A 17,549-nucleotide genomic window follows, 5' to 3' on the forward strand; every position below is an offset into this window, starting at 1 on the left:
CTCTCCCTACGGGCCTCGCGGGCTTGCTGCTGCCGCGGCGAACCGGTAGGTCTATACCGGAGACGAATATGCGAGTTGACGATGAGCAGGTGGCCGGCGTGATCGATCCCTATGCCCTCCTTGGAATTGAGCGCGACGCCGACGAACGGGCGGTCCGGACGGCCTACCGTCGGGCGGTGAAGACCGCGCATCCCGACCGCGGCGGTGATGCCGAGAAGTTCGGCAAGCTGCAGGCGGCCTACGACCTCCTGAAGGACCCGGTGCGCCGCAAAGTCTACGATGACACCGGCTACGATCCGCAACTCGCCGACCCGAAAGACCTGAAGGGCCTGATGATGCTGGAGACGCTCGTCAACGATTTCATTCTCGACGAGCGCGAGCCCGGCAGTTTCGATCCGGTCGCGGCGATGCGGCGCAAGCTCTCCGACGACATCGTCAAGAACCGCTTCCACATTTTGGAACTGGAACGCCACCGCTCCCGCGTGCGCAAGCATCTCGACCGCCTCGGCCGGCGGCCCGAGACAGACGTGCTCGGCTCCATGCTGCGCGCCCGCAGCCAGTCGATCGCCGAGGCGATCAGGAATGCCGAAGCCCAGATCGAGGCGATCGAGCAGGCCTACACCATGCTCGAGGGATATTCCTACGAATTGGAAGCGGTGGAGGCGAAGGCGCGCGCGGCGGAGTAGAGCAGGTGCCGCCTGTCCATGCCAGGGTACCGCTCGTTGGAGCACTTCCACTGTGAAATAGGTTCCCGTCCGGCCGTGGTTACCTTCAGAGCTGGATGCTCGCCGGCAACGCACCCGGATCTGCACGCATGTAGTGCGCGTGGTCAGGGCGCGGACGTCGTGCCGGCTATGAAAAGCCGGCACGACGTCCTGGTCATTTGCGGTCGAGCGCTCTTGCAACCAATCCTTCAGTGGCCCGACTTCCCGCCATCGCGGTGATCGTGACCTGGTTAATCCTGATTACCTTTGAGGCCGCCATCTTGGCTGCCTTTGCCGTTGTCCTGGTTGCCGTTGTCCTGGCTGCCCTTGCCGTTGTCCTGGCTGCCTTTGCCGTTATCCTGGCTGCCCTTGCCATTGTCCTGGCTGCCCTTGCCGTTGTCCTGGTTGCCCTTGCCATGGTCTTGGTTACCCTTGCCGGTGTCTTGGCCACCGCCACCGCCGGGATCGCCGCCGCCGCCGCCGCCACCGCCGCCACCGCCGCCACCGCCGCCGCCGCCGCCACCGCCGCCGCCACCGCCGCCACCGCCGCCACCGCCGCCGCCGCCGCCACCGCCGCCGCCGCCACCGCCGCCGTCATCGCCGTTCAGGTTGCGAGGACCGCTGTCGGTGGAGGTCGTGGAAAACGAATTTCCGATGGCCGCCGTGGAGAGGGGCGGGCATTGCTCTATTTGCCCGGCCGTGAGGATATCCGCTCTGTTCTGAGCCATGCAGCATGCTTCGTAATTGGCGTCCGTCAGAGGGCTGCACTGCTCAGCCACGAGCATGGGGCCCGTAAGGTTCTGGGCGTGTGCGGGAATCGTTGTCGAAGTTGAAAAACCGACCATCAGAGCCAGGCCGGTGCTCGTAAGAAATACATCCAGGGTTTTCATGTTTTTCTCCCTAAATTAGTGTCAACTTAAATTCGAACCGGGAGAGAAATGTTCCATAAAAATTTATGGGTTTGAGTGGTATGTCGGGCTAATCATTTCGGATTACCACTAAAAAAAGGGGGTAGTTAGCGTATCCTTGGACGCGTTCTTACGGCCGCCTCTTGCAGCGACCCTCTCGAGCAATTCGACGGTCCGGAAAGGCCCAGCACCGGGTGGAGCCGGTTGCGACTGCGGCGGCAGCGAGTGCTTCGTGATCGGTAAGCGGCTCAGCAGATCGTCGGATTCTGATACGACCGGCTCACCGTCCCGGACGCCCTGTCTTGCCCTTTGTCCGGCTCTTGCGCCGCTTTTCCTCCGCCGGATCCTCGTAGGACCCCACGCCCGGCTTGGCGCGGGTGAGGGTCGGCTTCTCCGGTGCCTGTCCCGGTACCGGCTTCTCCGTGCGGCCGACGGTCATTTCGTCCAGGGTGTTTTTCCTGAATAGCGACTGCCCCTCATCTGCCTTTCGGGCACCTTCTTCTCGGCCGCGGGAAGAAGGGATCGCCACGTCGCGGCCCATTTCATCGAGTTCGGGTTTGCGGAAGAGGGGACGTTCGGTGTCGGTCCCCGGTCCCATATTGTCGAGCGAGGGCTTTTGGAAGTAGGACTGTGTCTTTCCCTCCCCATCGCTTTTCACCTCCCCAACACTCCCCACAAGGGGGAGGGAGTCCGTTGTGCCGGGCACCCCCTTGCTGGCTCGCTTGCTGCTCTCCTGCGATTTCGCTTCCTCTCGCGCCATCGGATCGTCCAGCACTGCCAGTTCGGCCGCCTTGAGGCGCTTGATCTCGTCGCGCAGGCGTGCGGCCTTTTCGAAGTCGAGGTCCGCGGCGGCGTCGCGCATCTGTTTTTCGAGTGCGTTGAGGTGCGCCTGGAGATTGTTGCCGACGAGGTGGCCGCCATCGGCAAAGCCCTTGCCGGCGACGCCGGAGATATCGGCGCGGACATGGTCGCGTTCGTAGACCGAATCGAGGATGTCGGAGATCTTCGCCTTGACCGATTCGGGCGTGATGCCGTGCTCGGCATTGTAGGCCATCTGTTTCTCGCGGCGGCGGCTGGTCTCCTCCATCGCCCGCTGCATCGAGCCGGTGATCGTGTCGGCATAGAGGATGACCTTGCCGTCGACGTTACGGGCGGCGCGGCCGATCGTCTGGATGAGCGACGTTTCCGAGCGCAGGAAGCCTTCCTTGTCGGCGTCGAGAATGGCGACGAAGCCGCATTCGGGAATATCGAGACCCTCGCGCAGGAGGTTGATGCCGACCAGCACGTCGAAGGCGCCGAGGCGCAGGTCGCGGATGATCTCGATGCGCTCCAGCGTGTCGATGTCGGAATGCATGTAGCGCACCCGCACGCCCTGTTCGTGCAGATATTCGGTCAGGTCCTCGGCCATGCGCTTGGTGAGCACGGTGACGAGGGTGCGGTAGCCCGCGGCTGCGGTCTCGCGGATCTCGCCGAGCACGTCGTCCACCTGCGTCTTGGCGGAGCGCACCTCCACCGGCGGATCGATGAGGCCGGTCGGACGGATCACCTGTTCGGCGAAGACGCCGCCGGCCTGTTCCATCTCCCAGGCGCCGGGCGTTGCCGACACGGCGATGGTGTCGGGGCGCATCGCGTCCCATTCCTCGAAGCGCAGCGGCCGGTTGTCCATGCAGGAGGGCAGGCGGAAACCGTATTCGGCGAGCGTCGCCTTGCGGCGGAAGTCGCCGCGATACATGCCGCCGATCTGCGGAATGGTGACGTGACTCTCGTCGATGAAGATCAGCGCATTGTCGGGAATATATTCGAACAGCGTCGGCGGCGGCTCGCCCGGCCTGCGGCCGGTGAGATAGCGCGAATAGTTCTCGATGCCCTGGCAGGAGCCGGTGGCCTCGAGCATCTCGATGTCGTAACGGGTGCGCTGTTCCAGCCGCTGCGCTTCCAGAAGGCGCCCGGCGCGTTCCAGTTCGGCGAGGCGCTGGCTCATTTCCTCCTTGATCGCCTTGATCGCGGCGTTCAGCGTCGGCCGCGGCGTCACATAGTGCGAATTGGCGTAGATCTTCACCGACTTGAGGTCACCGGTCTTCTGGCCGGTGAGCGGATCGAACTCGGTGATCGAGTCGATCTCGTCTCCGAACATCGAGATGCGCCAGGCGGCATCTTCCAGGTGGGCGGGAAAGATTTCGATCGTGTCGCCGCGCACGCGGAAGGAGCCCCGCTGAAAATCCATGTCGCGGCGCTTGTATTGCTGCGCTACGAGGTCGGCCAGGAGTTGCCGCTGATCGAGCCGGTCGCCGACACTCATCTGGAAGGTCATTGCCGTATAGGTCTCGACCGAGCCGATACCGTAAATGCAGGAGACCGAGGCGACGATGATGACGTCGTCGCGTTCGAGCAGCGAACGCGTCGCCGAGTGGCGCATACGGTCGATCTGCTCGTTGATCGAGGATTCCTTCTCGATATAGGTGTCCGAGCGCGGGACGTAGGCTTCCGGCTGGTAGTAATCGTAATAGGAGACGAAATATTCGACCGCGTTGTCCGGGAAGAAGTTCTTGAACTCGGAGTAGAGCTGCGCCGCGAGCGTCTTGTTCGGGGCCAGAATGACGGCCGGGCGCTGTGTCGCCTCGATCACCTTGGCCATGGTGAAGGTCTTTCCCGAGCCGGTGACGCCGAGCAGCACCTGATTGCGCTCGCCCGAGGTGAGGCCGTCGACCAGGTCCGCGATGGCCGTCGGCTGGTCTCCGGCCGGCTCGTAGTCCGATTGCATGCGGATCGCGATGCCGCCTTCGGACTTTTCAGGCCGGGCCGGGCGGTGCGGCGTCCAGAGCTTGCCGTCCTTGAACAGCGGATTGCCGCTCTCGATGAGCTTCGCAAGCGCCTCGACGGTGGCGGTGACGCCGGAGCCCGAGGTGAGCTTGTCGGCATCCTCCAAGGCGACATCGAGGCCTGCCACCGGATTGAGCCCCGCGGCCGCTCGCGTCTTCGGATCGGTCGTTCCGCCCATCGATGTGCCGCGGGCCGATTTCGACGCGGAGATCTCCACCTTCTTGCGATGCCTGCCGGCCTTGGAGGCAACCTCGCGCCGGCTCTCGAAGGTGCTCGCTTCCGCTTCCGATTCGAGCTGCTTCACCCAGTCGGAGACATTGCCGGAAAGCGGCGTACCGGAAAGCGGCGCCTGCGGGGCTTCTTCGAAACCGCCGGGTGCCGACGATTTCTTCGGGGAATTCTTCGTTGATCTGGCCATGGCGGGAATATGGACAGAGTCAGGTCGAAAGTGAAGGGGGAACGAGTACAAAAGGGAAACGGAAAGCCGCGATCTTCTCGTCGTTTCCCGGACCTTCGAGGCGGCGGCTTGAACCGACGGTCGCATCGTTGCACTGGCAGCCGAAGGCACTTGCAACGCCGGCACTCGGCGGAGCATCCTCGGCGTGCGATTCGCGCTCTTCCCGAGGTTTCCATGCCATTTGCCATCAATCCTGCCTATGTCTGGCCGGTCATCCTGCTGCTCCTCTCCAATGTCTTCATGACCTTCGCCTGGTACGGCCACCTGAAGTTCACTTCGTCGCCGCTCTACATCGTCATCGTCGCAAGCTGGGGGATCGCCTTCTTCGAATATTGGCTGGCCGTGCCGGCGAACCGCATCGGACATTCGGTCTATTCGGCGGCGCAACTGAAGACGATGCAGGAGGTGATCACGCTTACCATTTTCGTCCTCTTCTCGATTTTCTGGCTGAAGGAACCGATCGGCTGGCATCAGCTCATCGGCTTCGCGCTGATCGCGCTCGGGGCGTCGTTCATCTTCAAGGGGTGAGACGTCGCCACGAGGGGCGTTTGCCCCCGTCAATCGAGAAGGTCGAAGGCGCGATACATCCATGTGAGCTGGTAAAGAACCGCGCCCACCAGAAAAGACGCATGGAAGCGCCGGTCGGGCGTGACCGCCGCGATGATGCAGAGCGCGATATAGGCCGCATTGCGCAGCGGATATTCGATCCCGAAGGACTGGAAATAGGCCTTGCCCTTCAAGGCCGTGTCGATGAGGTCGACTGCGAATGCGATGGCGAGGAAGCCGAAGAACCAGGCGCGCCTGGACATGAAATAATGTTCGTAGCCGCTGTATTCGTCGAGCGTCGTCGGGAAGAGGAAGACGCAGAGGAGGAAGAAGACGCAGCTATAGAGGATGACGAACAGATAGACGCTGACGTCGATCACCGCCAGCGAGTGCAGGTGATACTCCCACCACCAGAAATGGACGAGGAAGACGAACATGAACAGCACCCAGCCGAGGTGTATCCAGTAGACCTTCGTCTTGCCCGGGTGCTGCACGAAAAGCGCGACACCGCTGAGGAGCCGCGCAAGCGAGAGGCTGATCACCATGCCCATGACGACGCGTATATGCGAAAAGATCGCCGGATCGGGCTGCACCTGCTCCATGAATGCGGCCCCTATTGCTCGGACGGAACCGGCGTCGGCTTGCCGGTCGAGTCGAGCGCCACCATCACGAAGATCGCGTCGGTGACCTTTTCCATGACATGCGAGAGGTAACGCTGCGCCCATGCCTCGACCTTGAGCGTCATCGACGTCCGCCCGACCGTGACGATGTCGGTATAGATGCAGAGTGTGTCGCCGATCTTCACCGGCATGGCGAAGGCCATTTCCTTTACCGCCGCAGTCACGACGCGGCCCCTGGCGCGCTCGGCGGCCCGGATACCGCAGGAAAGGTCCATCTGCGCCATGACCCAGCCGCCGAAGATGTCGCCGGCGGCATTGGCGTCGCCGGGCATTGCGAGCGTGCGCAAGGTCAGTTCGCCATTCGGCTTGCTTGCTGCGTTCATTCGGCCTGTCTCCCTGTTGACGAACAAGGTTTAACGCACTGCCGTCAGGCGAGCAAAGAGGCGCTGGAACAATTCCACGCTGAAGAAGCAAAGGCGGCACGCGTGACGGTTTTATCGTTAATTTGATCACCCTCAAATCTAGTGAGTGTTTGTTAGGAGCTTTGCAAATAGCCGCTCATATTCTGCATGCCTCGAAATGGAGGCAGGGGATGAGAAGAATTCGGATTTCGGCGCGTCTTTACGCGCTGGTCGCGTTTGCGCTTTTGACGATGGCGGCGGCGCTGACCTTCGGACTGGTCCAGGCGCAGGACAAGCTGGTTGCCGAGCGCAAGGCCATGCTCGCGGCGATGAACGAGAACGCGATCACGGTGTTCGACGCCTATCACGGCCAGGAAAAGGCCGGAACGCTCACGCGCGAGGAGGCGCAGGGCCGCGCTCTGGAGGCGATCCGGGCGATGCGCTATCAGGACAGCGGCTATTTCTGGGTGAACGATATGCATCCGAAGATGGTGATGCATCCGATCAAGCCCGAACTCGACGGCGCCGACCTGACGCAGAACAAGGACCCGAACGGCAAGTTCCTGTTCGTGGAATTCGTCAAGACGGTGCAGGCGCACGGCAAGGGCTTCGTCGATTATTACTGGCCGAAGCCCGGCGCCGACGAGCCCGTGCTGAAATATTCGCATGTGGCCGGTTTCGAGCCCTGGGGATGGGTGGTCGGCACCGGTGTTTATGCAGACGATCTCGCCGCCATGTTCCGCGAGCGCGCCTGGCAGATGGCCGGCATTCTGGTCGCGGCAGCGCTCGCGATCCTCATGGCGGCTTTGGCGATCGTGCGCAGCGTCGTTCGGCCCATCGAAAAGCTGAAGGTCTCGATGCGGGCGATCGCAGACGAGGACCTTTCCTCGGATGTTCCGGAAACCGATCGCGCCGACGAGATCGGGCAGATGGCGAAGGTGCTCGTCGTCCTGCGCGACTCCGTCAGGGAGCGCCTCGAACTGCGATCGCGCGAGGCGGAGCAGCAGGACCGCCTCGACGCAGAACGGCGCGGCCACGAGGAGCGCCAGCGTACGACTGCCGCAACCCAGGCCGAGGCGATGGAGACGCTCGGCGCCGCGCTCGAGCGGCTGGCAAACGGCGACCTCACCGCCGCGGTCGCCCGGATCGCGCCGGAATATGCCAAGCTCAAGGACGACTTCAACACGGCGGTCGCCGCGCTTCGCGACGTCATCGGCGCCATTTCCCGATCCACCGAAATCGTCCATGGCAGTGCCGCCGATATATCAGAGGCGGCCAACAACCTGTCGCGCCGGACCGAACAGCAGGCGGCGGCTCTTGAAGAGACAGCCGCGGCTCTTGACGAGATCACCTCCACCGTACGTCATGCGTCGGGTCGTGCCCTCGAGGCGCGCGACATGGTCGACGAGACGAAGGCGAGCGCCGCAAAATCCGGTGATATCGTGCGCAACGCGATCGATGCCATGGGGCGGATCGAAGCCTCATCGAGCCGGATCAGCCAGATCATCGGCGTGATCGACGAGATCGCCTTCCAGACGAACCTGCTGGCGCTGAATGCAGGCGTCGAGGCGGCGCGGGCAGGGGAGGCCGGCCGCGGTTTCGCCGTCGTTGCCCAGGAGGTCCGCGAACTCGCGCAACGCTCGGCCGGCGCGGCAAAGGAAATCAAGGCGCTGATAGGCACCTCGGTGAAGGAAGTCGGCGCCGGCGTCGAACTCGTCCGCTCGACGGGCGATGCGCTGATGGAGATCGAGGCTCTGGTCAACCGTGTCAACGAGCAGGTGGCCGCGATTGCGACCGCTGCTCGGGAACAGGCGACCGGACTGCAGGAGGTCAACACGGCCGTTAACAGCATGGACCAGATGACGCAGCAGAACGCGGCAATGGTCGAGGAGACGACCGCGGCAAGCCAGACACTGGCGCAGGAAAGTCGTGAGCTGAAGGCGCTGCTCGAACAGTTCAGGCTCGAGGAACGGGGCGCGCAGCCGGCCTATGGCAGGGCAGCGTAAACGATAACAGCAAGCGTAGCGGCGACAAGGCCTGCGTTCGGAAGGACGTGGGCCTCTTCGTTAAACCTGGTGAGCCTGCTCCTGTCGGTGGTGAGTGGATGGCGCATCTCGCGGGAGTTGACGCGTGGCCGCAAGACAGGCGAGATGGTGCGACGGAAGGACGGTCGCTATCGCGCGCCGATCCGGCCGCATCCGAGATGCCAGTCAAGGGGGAGACCTGTGTTGCCTTTAAAGCGTTTCATCATGAAGTCTGCCGCCATCTTCCTGGCCGCCGCCGGCTTCCTTTCTGCCTGTACCGTGGTCGTCGACGAACCGCGCCCCGGTCCGGGGCCGATCCGCCCGCCAGGCCCGCAAATGTGCACGATGGAATTCGCGCCGGTCTGCGGCGAGCGCGGCAATCGCATGCGGACCTTCCCCAATGCCTGCCAGGCACGCGCCGACGGCTTCCGTGTCGTTCATCGCGGCGAATGCCGCCCGGCATCCCGTCCGCCGGAAGAACAAGCCTGCACGCGCGAGTTTTCGCCGGTGTGCGGTCAGCGCGGCCCGAGAAGGCAGACCTTCCCCAATTCATGCGTGGCGCGCGCCGAGGGTTTTCGCGTCGTCGCACCCGGCGAATGCCGCCGCGAGGATGATCGCCCGCAGCAGCCGCAATTCTGCACCCGGGAATTCGCGCCGGTCTGCGGCGAGCGCAACGGACGATCAAGAACATTCCCGAATGCCTGCGAGGCACGGGCGGACGGGTTCCGCGTGGCTCATCCCGGGGAATGCCGTTAACCGGACGAAAACCGACGTTGAAAAGGCCCGCATCCGTAAGGATGCGGGCCTTGTCTTTTGTGCTCGCTCGCCTGATTTGGCGTGCCGCCGGCAAGGCTTCGTTTACCACGTTTGCTTAAATTGCTTTGCAAAGCCGACTTTCTCGACCGAGCGCCCGTTTGGCGACATTCCGCACGTTCATTCTCGGCTGTGGGCAGGCGGCGCACGGACAAGGCCGAAGCTTTGTCATGGATGAAGGCGGCAATCAGTATGGCGTATGTTTCTCTTCTTCATCGTCCATTGGCGGCGCTGCTGTTGTCCATTCCACTCGTTGCCTGCACGACCGACGTGCTTGCGCCACCGGCCCGGATCGACGGGAGCTCTCGTGTCGGCGCGATCAGGCCGGCGCCTGCAGCCATGCCGGAGCAGGAAGTCGCTGCCTATCCGTCGTCAGAGCCGGTCGCCATGGCCACCCAGACCTCAGTTGCCCCGGTTTCCGATAATGCGGCCGTTGCGCCGCAGGGCCAGGCTGCCGCGGCCGGATCGATGACGGTTCCGCCCGAGGGGGTGAACATGGACGCCATGCTCGGCGTCGAATCGGTCGTCGGCCTGGCGCAGGAGCAGGCCGGTGAAATCGCCGAGGGGAATACGACGCAGCCGGTCGTGGCCGGTATCGGCGACAGCGATGTGCGCCAGCTTGCCGGAGCGCCGCAGCCGGTACCGGTGGCTGAGGCGAATCCCGGCTATGATCCCGACCTGCCGCCCCTTGCGCCCGCGCAGAGCGCGGCCGAGGAAGCGAATCGAACGCATGTACTCCAGCCGCAGCGGGCGACGCGCACCGAGCAGCCGCAGCAGGTCGCTTTCATACCGCGCGCCCGCAGCCCGGTGTCGACGCCGGAATATACCGGCGAAATGCCGGGCTCGGAGGTCGCGTGCAGGCAGCGGTTGAAGAAGCTCGGGGTCGTCTTCCGCGACGTTCCGCGAGTCCATAACGGACCGTCCTGTGGCATCGACTACCCGATCGAGCTCAGCGGCCTTTCCGGCAATATCGGCGTCAAGCCCGCGGTGAAGCTCAATTGCCAGGTGACGGAAGCCTTCGCCAAATGGGTGAAGTATGAGCTCGCGCCATCGTCGCGCTACCGTTACTGGTCGGGCGTCAAGACGATCAAGCCGCTCGGCGGCTATTCCTGCCGGACGATGAACTCCCGGCGCGGTAATCCCATGTCGGAACATGCGCGCGGCAACGCGATCGACGTCGGCAAGTTCGTGCTGAAAAACGGCAAGGAAATCGATGTACGCAGGAAAGGTCTCTTCGCTTTCCGCGAAAGAGGGCTCTTGAAGGCCGTGCGCACCGATAGCTGCAAGTATTTCAACACCGTGCTCGGCCCCGGCAGCGATCCTTTCCACAAAGACCATTTCCACTTCGATCTGAGAACGCGCAAATCCGGTTACCGGCATTGCGACTAGGCGCGGCCTGAAAGCGCCCCTGCTCGACAGACCAGATTCGGTATTAGCCTCTGCGATGCCGCTTCGATTCGGTGGACCGAGGTATTCGTTGGCGGCACCTCGGCGGTGACGGCAGCATTGTCCGCCGGTCTTGCGGTTGCTGCATTCCCTTGTCGGCTGGCAACTGCGGACATGATCGAGGTTAGCCAGATGCTCAACCTGCCGTCAATTCCGTCATTGTCCATCGTTCTGCACTCGTCCCTGACTGACCCCAAAACGCGCGAAACACTTCGCGCGATCACGGCGGCGTTCAGTGAGCATCGCAGGAACAGCAACGAGCAAATGAGCCTCGTTCCCTCGGAGTGGCCGGACGGAAAGCGCCCCGACAAAGAGAGGCCGGCTAATGACAATCGCCCAACTGATGGAGATGCCGGCAACGAAACCGACGTCGCCGCGCGGCTCGCGGTGGTGCTGTCCATCCCCGCCTGATCGGCAGGCGCGTGGCGCGTGAGGACTTCGAGAAGGCCATGCGTGCCGCCAATGACCCGCGCCGAATCCGACGACGAAAAGTAACCATCTTGATTTTCTTTAGTGGTACGGGTATCGTCCGTACGTAACGGAGATCGATATGGCCCAGACGCTTCCCAACCGTGACGACCGCATCGAATTGCGCACCACGCGCGAGGAAAAACGGCTTCTCACCGCCGCCGCCGCCCATGAGCGGCTGGACGTGACCAGCTTCATCATGCGCGCTGTTCTGCCCGCCGCCCTCGATGTGGTCGAGAACGCCGAACGCATCTCGCTCTCGGAGCGAGACTCCTTGCGCCTGCTCGACCTTCTGGAAAACCCGCCCGCTCCGACGCCGGCTCTGCTTGCCGCAGCACGCCGCCGCATTGCCCGAGGCGGGAAGAGTGCTTGACTGGCGCGAAGAGCCCATCGGACGCAACCATGACCGCAAGGCGTTCGACTGCGGCACGCCGGAACTGAACGAATATCTGCGCCGACATGCCCGCCAGAACCATGAGGGCGGCGGCTCCAAGACCTTCGTGGCGGTGGCTCCGTCCGCGCCGGAAAGCATCCTCGGCTACTATTCCATCAGCCCTGCCTCGATTGCCTTCGCAAAGGTCCCCGATTTCCTGACCAAAAGGCTGGGGCGCTACGAGGTCGCCGTTTACCGGCTTGCCCGTCTGGCCGTAGCGCTGCCATTGCAGGGTCAGGGGCTTGGCGGCGATCTGTTGCTGGCAGCGGGCGCGCGGGCGCTGGCCGTGGCCGCGCAGGTCGGCGGGGTGGCGCTGGCTATCGACGCCAAGGATGAAAAGGCGGCGCGCTGGTACGAGCGTTTCGGCGCAATGCCACTGCTTGACAGCAGCCCGCTCAGCCTGATCCTGCCGTTCAAGACCATCATCGACGCTCTGGACGCCGCGCAGAGCGAATAACCGATCAGAAAGGCCTCCGTCACGCTCCGCATTGCCCGTTACGCCCGCTCCGAGAACCAGCGTAACGCCTCCATCGAGGACCAGTTGCGCCAGTGCCGCGAGCGTACGGACCGCGGCGGCCGTCTGCCGGAACCGGAGGCCGATGGCGCCCGTTACCTGAAGTTCAACGCGCTCAAGGGAGCAGCGTGGGGCTGAGGGCCTGACCATGGGAACGGTGACCAAATTCCGGAACATTCGCCCTTGCATGACCGAAAGGGCAGACGAAGCTGCGGCGCTGCTGAAGGCGGCGGCGAACCAGAACCGGCTGATGATCCTGTGCACGCTCATCGAAGGCGAGCACTCGGTCGGTCAGCTGGAAGAGATGCTCGGCATCCGCCAACCGTCCTTGTCGCAACAGCTGACCGTGTTGCGTGAGGCTGGTATCGTCGCGACACGACGCGACGCCAAACAGATCTTTTACCGGCTCGCCGAGGAGAAGGCCGTAAGGCTGGTAATGGCGCTCTATCAGATATTCTGCCGCTGAAGCGACTGATTTGACGGAGTGTCAACGCAAATTTGGCTTGGATGGGCTGCAAATCCATGTGAATCGGCCCATATAGAGCAGCACCCTGCCGACTTTGCACCTCTTCCCCGGATCTGTTTCATGGCGCCAATCGTTTCCGTCTCCAATCTGTCGAAGACCTATGCCTCGGGGTTCCAGGCTCTGAAAGGCGTCAGCCTCGACATCGAGGAGGGCGAAATTCTTGCCCTCCTCGGTCCAAACGGCGCCGGCAAGACGACGCTCATCTCGATCGTCTGCGGTATCGTCAATGCGACGGGCGGCAAGGTTACCGTCGGCGGCAACGACGTCGTGCGCGACTTCCGCCAGACGCGGGCGATGATAGGCCTGGTGCCGCAGGAACTGACCACCGATGCATTCGAGACCGTGTGGAACACCGTTTCCTTCTCGCGCGGGCTTCACGGCAAGAAGCCGGATCCGGCGCATATCGAAAAGGTGCTGAAAGACCTCTCGCTCTGGAACAAGAAGGACAGCACGCTGCGCGAGCTTTCCGGCGGCATGAAGCGGCGCGTGCTGATCGCCAAGGCGCTCTCGCACGAGCCGCGCGTCCTTTTCCTTGATGAGCCGACGGCCGGTGTCGACGTCAGCCTGCGCAAGAGCATGTGGGAGGTCGTCCAGCGGCTGCGCGCTTCGGGCGTGACGATCATTCTGACGACGCACTACATCGAGGAAGCGGAGGAGATCGCCGACCGGATCGCGGTGATCAACAGCGGCGAGATACTGCTCGTCGAGGACAAGAATGCGCTGATGACGAAACTCGGACGCAAGCAGCTGCGCGTCGATCTGGCCCAACCTCTGGAGCGGGTTCCCGATTCTCTCGCCTCCTACAATTTGTTGCTTGAGGGCGAAGGCGAACGCCTGATCTATGAATACGACACCAGCGCTGACCGGACGGGCATCACGTCGCTGCTCGCAGCCTTGGCCGAGGCGGGCATTAGGCTCCGGGACATTTCCACGAGGCAGAGTTCGCTCGAGGATATTTTCGTTGAGATCGTGGAGGCGGGACGATGAACATAGAAGCAGTGAAATCCATCTATTTCTTCGAAATGGCGCGCACACGCCGCACGCTTCTGCAAAGCGTGGTGTCGCCCGTCATCTCCACCTCGCTCTATTTTATCGTTTTCGGCGCCGCCATCGGTGGGCGCATCCAGGAAATAGACGGGATTTCCTACGGCGCCTTCATCACGCCCGGGTTGATGATGCTGACGCTTCTGACGCAGTGCATCGGCAACGGCTCATTCGGTATCTATTTCCCGAAGTTTACCGGCACGATCTATGAGGTGCTGTCGTCACCGATATCCATGCGGGAGATTGTGCTCGGCTATGTGGGGGCGGCGGCGACAAAGGGGATGATGATCGGCACGATCATTCTTGTCACGGCCTCGCTGTTCGTCGATCTCAGCATCGCCCATCCCTTCGTGATGCTTTTCTTTTTCGTTCTGACGGCGGTGACCTTCAGCCTGTTCGGTTTCCTGATCGGCATCTGGGCGAAGGATTTCGAGCAGCTCAACCTCATTCCGATGCTGGTGGTCCCGCCGCTCGTCTTCCTCGGCGGCAGCTTCTATTCGATCGACATGCTGCCGTCATTCTGGCGGGCAGTAAGCCACTTCAACCCGGTCCTTTATCTGATCAGCGGCTTCCGATGGAGCTTCTTCGAGATCTCCGACGTAAATCCGCTCGCCAGCGCGGCAATTATTCTCGTCTTTCTCGCCCTCTGCATGTCCGCCCTGACATGGATATTCCGGACCGGGTACAAGCTGCGTAACTGAGGCTGGATCTGCTGGGGGCTCAGTCCCTGAGCCGAAGCTCGTCGCTGCGCATCTGCAGGAAGTCGAGGGTCGAGAGGAAGCTCATGCCGAGCAGGCTGCTGTCGAGTCGCCCCTCGGCCGCGACCATGGCGCGGATATTCGTCCGCCGGATCGGTCCGATGGCGATCTCCGGCAGGATGACCGGGGCCGCAAGTGCCGGCCCGTTCGCGGTCATGACAGTGATCGTGTAGCCGAGATCTGCGACCTCGAGACCGGCCCTGGCCGCGTCCTCATGGGTGAGCACGACACTGCTCGCACCGGTGTCCACAAGCATGCTGACCTCACGCCCGTTGATCGTCGCATCGGCGGCGAAGTGGCCGTCGATCCGCTTGTGCAGCACCACCTCCTGCTGACCCTCGCTGTCGGTGATGACCATTGCCCGGCCGGGCATAAGGCCCGCCAGTACCCGGTCGCCGACGGACTGGAGCTCGAAGCGGTAGACATAGAGTGCAACGAGGACGAGCGCGATCAGCAGCCAGATCGCGATCTGCGTCAGCCCTTCTCCCAGTGTTCGGCGGCTTCTGACGATACCAGCCGCAAAAAGCGTTGCCAGAGCGCCGAGGGCAACGAGCTGCCCGAAGTCGTCGTTGTTCATGCCGAAAGTTCGGCCGGAATCGTGATTGAGGATCAGCAGCACGAGGCCGATGCCGAGTATTGCGAGGAGGATGATCAGTCTGCTCATGCGCCGTTTCGTTCTCGCGCCATGCGCGACCGGCGCGTCTCCCGCCGCGGTTTGCGCTCGACCGTTTCCAGTCGCGCCGGCAAGGCCTGCATGATGCTGTGCCGTTCGGTGTCGGTGTAGAGCGTCCAGGCGCCGATCTCCTGACGTGTGCGCCCGCAGCCGAAACAGTAGCCGGTCCTATCGTCGATCGTGCAGACGAGAATGCAGGGAGATTCCATGATCAGGACAATGCTCTGCTGTTTCGTTCGAAAATATATCGGCCTTTCAGATGGCCAGTGCAAGAGCGCCCAGAACGGCGATCTCCGTGAGTTGCTGGGTGGCGCCGATGGTGTCGCCGGTGTGGCCGCCGAGCTTGCGTGAGGCGATCCGGGTGAAGCCTGGCACGGCAAGGCCGAAAGCGGCGAACGAAAGCAGGACGGCGACGGTCGGGATGCCGGCGAGGTAAAACAGCACGAGCGCGAGGAGAACGCCAGAGCCGAGCGCAACCGATGTCGCCCCCGGCTCGGGAACACCCGCCGAGGCGGCGACCCCGCCGCGGCGGGCAGGGGGGAGGCGGGACCAGTGCCAGACCATCGCGGCGCGGCTCAGCGCAGCGGTGGCCAGCAGCGCAATTCCACCGCCTGTCGGCGTCAGCAGCGGCAGGAAGGCGGCAAGGGCGGAGACGCGAAGGCCGAAGGAAAGGATGAGGGCAACCGCGCCATAGGTACCGATCCGACTGTCCTTCATGATCTCCAGCGCGCTTTCCCGATCGCGCCCGCCGCCGAAACCATCGGCCGTATCCCCAAGGCCGTCCTCATGCAGGGCGCCGGTGACCATCGCCTGCACCGCGACGACGAGGAAGGCGCTGAAGAGCGAGCTCGCGTGAAGCGCGCCCAGAATGAACGCTATCGCGGCGGCAGGAAGGGTGATCAGGATACCCGCAAGCGGGAAGGCGCGCACGGCGCGGCCGAGCCCGCCGTCATAGCCGCGGAAATATCGATCCGGCACGGGAATGCGGCTCAAGAAGGCAACCGACCGTGCGACGTCGTCCCAGAGCTCGCGAACATCTGCCATCTCGTCTCCCGCATCCCGAATCGCCCGGCGTTCCGCGGGATCATGCGAGACGACGGCAATTGGCGCAAATGCCGTTGCCGCGCGCGGCCTCACACTCTATGACGTGCCCCGAACGAGTTTCACATTGCAAGGATGATCCATGAGCGCCAGCGGCCTGCCGTTTGATGATTTCCGCGAACTACTGCGCAATCTGCCTGGGCCGGACACGGCGGCACTCGTTGCGGCGCGCGAGCGTGACGGGCAATTGACGAAGCCGCCCGGCGCTCTCGGGCGCCTCGAGGAAATCGCCTTCTGGCTTGCCGCCTGGACGGGACGTCCGCCGGCGGTCAACCGGCCGCTTGTCGCGATCTTCGCCGGCAATCACGGGGTGACCCGTCAGGGAGTGACGCCCTTTCCCGCTTCGGTGACGGCGCAGATGGTCGAGAACTTCGCCGCCGGCGGTGCTGCCATCAACCAGATCTGCGTAGCACACGACCTCGGCCTCAAGGTCTTCGATCTGGCGCTCGATTATCCGACCGGCGATATCACCGAGGAACCGGCTCTCTCGGAGCGTGACTGCGCCGCCACCATGGCTTTCGGCATGGAAGCGATCGCCGGAGGCACGGATCTGCTGTGCATCGGCGAGATGGGCATCGGCAACACCACGATCGCAGCCGCCATCAATCTCGGCCTCTATGGCGGCACGGCAGAGGAATGGGTCGGCCCCGGCACCGGTTCGGAAGGCGAGGTGCTCATGCGCAAGATCGCTGCTGTCGAAAAGGCCGTTGCGCTGCACCGCGACCACTTGTCCGATCCGCTCGAAGTCATGCGGCGGCTTGGCGGCCGCGAGATCGCGGCGATGGCGGGCGCAATTCTCGCCGCGCGGATGCAGAAGGTGCCCGTCATCATCGACGGCTACGTCGCGACCGCGGCCGCGGCGATCCTCAAGGCCGCCAACCCGGCGGCGCTCGACCATTGCCTGATCGGCCATGTTTCAAGCGAGCCCGGTCACATGCGGGCGATCGAGAAACTCGGCAAGACACCGCTCCTGGCTCTCGGCATGCGGCTTGGCGAAGGCACGGGTGCGGCTCTTGCAGCAGGCATCGTCAAGGCGGCGGCTGCCTGCCACAGCGGCATGGCGACCTTTGCGCAGGCCGGCGTAAGCAACAAGGAGTAGGGCACGCTCCGGCGCTTGCTGTCGATTGGCCGTCATGCGTGCTATGCTCGTGCCGTGCAGCTATTGATGCGCGGCGGCTTCTCGCATATCCGGGAAGCGCCGGGTCATCGGTTCGGGTGGCCTCGCAATGCGGCATTGGTGCCGCCTTTGATTCGCCTCAATAGGAACGTCGAAGCTGTGCCCTCTCCCAACCC

The 17,549-nt window shown here is 63.4% G+C and carries 19 protein-coding genes; 12 read left to right on the forward strand and 7 right to left on the reverse strand.

Annotated elements, in window-relative coordinates; genetic code table 11:
* The first annotated feature begins 68 nt into the window (after positions 1 to 68).
* On the forward strand, positions 69 to 686 hold the full coding sequence (locus tag M1D34_RS05745) for a J domain-containing protein (RefSeq protein WP_010969551.1): 618 nt from the start codon (positions 69 to 71) through the stop codon (positions 684 to 686).
* Between the two features lie 269 nt (positions 687 to 955).
* On the opposite strand, the gene M1D34_RS05750 is transcribed toward M1D34_RS05745, so the two are convergent.
* Positions 956 to 1,594: a hypothetical protein gene (locus M1D34_RS05750; protein ID WP_498781122.1), complete on the reverse strand. Its 639-nt coding sequence runs from the start codon at positions 1,592 to 1,594 to the stop codon at positions 956 to 958.
* A 298-nt stretch (positions 1,595 to 1,892) separates the two neighbouring features.
* Positions 1,893 to 4,850 carry an excinuclease ABC subunit UvrB gene (gene uvrB, locus M1D34_RS05755; RefSeq protein WP_498781124.1) on the reverse strand — a complete coding sequence of 986 codons (2,958 nt, stop codon included), beginning with the start codon at positions 4,848 to 4,850 and terminating at the stop codon, positions 1,893 to 1,895.
* Between the two features lie 213 nt (positions 4,851 to 5,063).
* Here uvrB and M1D34_RS05760 point away from each other — a divergent pair, with 213 nt between their 5' ends.
* Positions 5,064 to 5,417, forward strand: coding sequence for a DMT family protein (locus M1D34_RS05760; protein ID WP_003535339.1), 354 nt, complete (start codon positions 5,064 to 5,066; stop codon positions 5,415 to 5,417).
* A gap of 29 nt (positions 5,418 to 5,446) precedes the next feature.
* Here M1D34_RS05760 and M1D34_RS05765 read toward each other — a convergent pair whose 3' ends face one another.
* Positions 5,447 to 6,037, reverse strand: a complete 591-nt coding sequence (locus tag M1D34_RS05765; RefSeq protein ID WP_010969549.1) for a hypothetical protein — start codon at positions 6,035 to 6,037, stop codon at positions 5,447 to 5,449.
* An 11-nt stretch (positions 6,038 to 6,048) separates the two neighbouring features.
* On the reverse strand, positions 6,049 to 6,438 hold the full coding sequence (locus tag M1D34_RS05770; protein WP_003535335.1) for an acyl-CoA thioesterase: 390 nt from the start codon (positions 6,436 to 6,438) through the stop codon (positions 6,049 to 6,051).
* 209 nt (positions 6,439 to 6,647) lie between these two features.
* On the opposite strand from M1D34_RS05770, the gene M1D34_RS05775 reads away from it, so the two are divergent.
* The 9 genes from M1D34_RS05775 (at position 6,648) to M1D34_RS05815 (ending at position 14,425) form a co-directional block, all read left to right on the forward strand.
* Complete coding sequence (locus M1D34_RS05775) at positions 6,648 to 8,462, forward strand: methyl-accepting chemotaxis protein (RefSeq protein ID WP_498781127.1); 1,815 nt, start codon at positions 6,648 to 6,650, stop codon at positions 8,460 to 8,462.
* A gap of 219 nt (positions 8,463 to 8,681) precedes the next feature.
* The gene (locus M1D34_RS05780) at positions 8,682 to 9,236 is read left to right on the forward strand and encodes a Kazal-type serine protease inhibitor domain-containing protein (protein WP_498781129.1); all 555 of its coding nucleotides are present in this window, start codon (positions 8,682 to 8,684) and stop codon (positions 9,234 to 9,236) included.
* A gap of 249 nt (positions 9,237 to 9,485) precedes the next feature.
* Positions 9,486 to 10,682, forward strand: a complete 1,197-nt coding sequence (locus M1D34_RS05785; protein ID WP_498781131.1) for an extensin-like domain-containing protein — start codon at positions 9,486 to 9,488, stop codon at positions 10,680 to 10,682.
* A gap of 171 nt (positions 10,683 to 10,853) precedes the next feature.
* Positions 10,854 to 11,150, forward strand: coding sequence for a hypothetical protein (locus M1D34_RS05790; protein WP_498781133.1), 297 nt, complete (start codon positions 10,854 to 10,856; stop codon positions 11,148 to 11,150).
* Positions 11,151 to 11,289: 139 nt separating this feature from the next.
* Positions 11,290 to 11,580 (forward strand): type II toxin -antitoxin system TacA 1-like antitoxin, encoded by a 291-nt coding sequence (locus tag M1D34_RS05795; protein WP_010969543.1) that lies wholly within the window; start codon positions 11,290 to 11,292, stop codon positions 11,578 to 11,580.
* Positions 11,573 to 12,097: an acetyltransferase gene (locus M1D34_RS05800; protein WP_010969542.1), complete on the forward strand. Its 525-nt coding sequence runs from the start codon at positions 11,573 to 11,575 to the stop codon at positions 12,095 to 12,097. Before M1D34_RS05795 ends, M1D34_RS05800 begins: the two co-directional genes overlap by 8 nt.
* A 205-nt stretch (positions 12,098 to 12,302) precedes the next feature.
* Complete coding sequence (locus tag M1D34_RS05805) at positions 12,303 to 12,620, forward strand: ArsR/SmtB family transcription factor (RefSeq protein ID WP_010969541.1); 318 nt, start codon at positions 12,303 to 12,305, stop codon at positions 12,618 to 12,620.
* A gap of 120 nt (positions 12,621 to 12,740) precedes the next feature.
* Positions 12,741 to 13,667 carry an ABC transporter ATP-binding protein gene (locus tag M1D34_RS05810; protein ID WP_003535323.1) on the forward strand — a complete coding sequence of 309 codons (927 nt, stop codon included), beginning with the start codon at positions 12,741 to 12,743 and terminating at the stop codon, positions 13,665 to 13,667.
* Positions 13,664 to 14,425 carry an ABC transporter permease gene (locus tag M1D34_RS05815; RefSeq protein ID WP_498781137.1) on the forward strand — a complete coding sequence of 254 codons (762 nt, stop codon included), beginning with the start codon at positions 13,664 to 13,666 and terminating at the stop codon, positions 14,423 to 14,425. The genes M1D34_RS05810 and M1D34_RS05815 overlap by 4 nt, the downstream gene beginning before the upstream one ends.
* A 19-nt stretch (positions 14,426 to 14,444) precedes the next feature.
* On the opposite strand, the gene M1D34_RS05820 is transcribed toward M1D34_RS05815, so the two are convergent.
* From M1D34_RS05820 to M1D34_RS05830, 3 genes are read right to left on the reverse strand one after another with little or no spacing between them, the layout of a single operon-like run.
* A complete protein-coding gene (locus tag M1D34_RS05820; protein ID WP_010969540.1) occupies positions 14,445 to 15,146 on the reverse strand; it encodes a TIGR02281 family clan AA aspartic protease in 702 nt (233 codons plus the stop codon).
* Positions 15,143 to 15,364 carry a DUF1289 domain-containing protein gene (locus M1D34_RS05825; protein ID WP_003535317.1) on the reverse strand — a complete coding sequence of 74 codons (222 nt, stop codon included), beginning with the start codon at positions 15,362 to 15,364 and terminating at the stop codon, positions 15,143 to 15,145. Before M1D34_RS05825 ends, M1D34_RS05820 begins: the two co-directional genes overlap by 4 nt.
* 46 nt (positions 15,365 to 15,410) lie before the next feature.
* Positions 15,411 to 16,199: an adenosylcobinamide-GDP ribazoletransferase gene (locus tag M1D34_RS05830; protein WP_153313342.1), complete on the reverse strand. Its 789-nt coding sequence runs from the start codon at positions 16,197 to 16,199 to the stop codon at positions 15,411 to 15,413.
* Positions 16,200 to 16,338: 139 nt separating this feature from the next.
* On the opposite strand from M1D34_RS05830, the gene cobT reads away from it, so the two are divergent.
* Positions 16,339 to 17,355, forward strand: a complete 1,017-nt coding sequence (gene cobT / locus M1D34_RS05835; RefSeq protein WP_003535313.1) for a nicotinate-nucleotide--dimethylbenzimidazole phosphoribosyltransferase — start codon at positions 16,339 to 16,341, stop codon at positions 17,353 to 17,355.
* Positions 17,356 to 17,549: the final 194 nt, after the last annotated feature.

It is taken from the genome of Ensifer sp. D2-11, assembly GCF_054161295.1.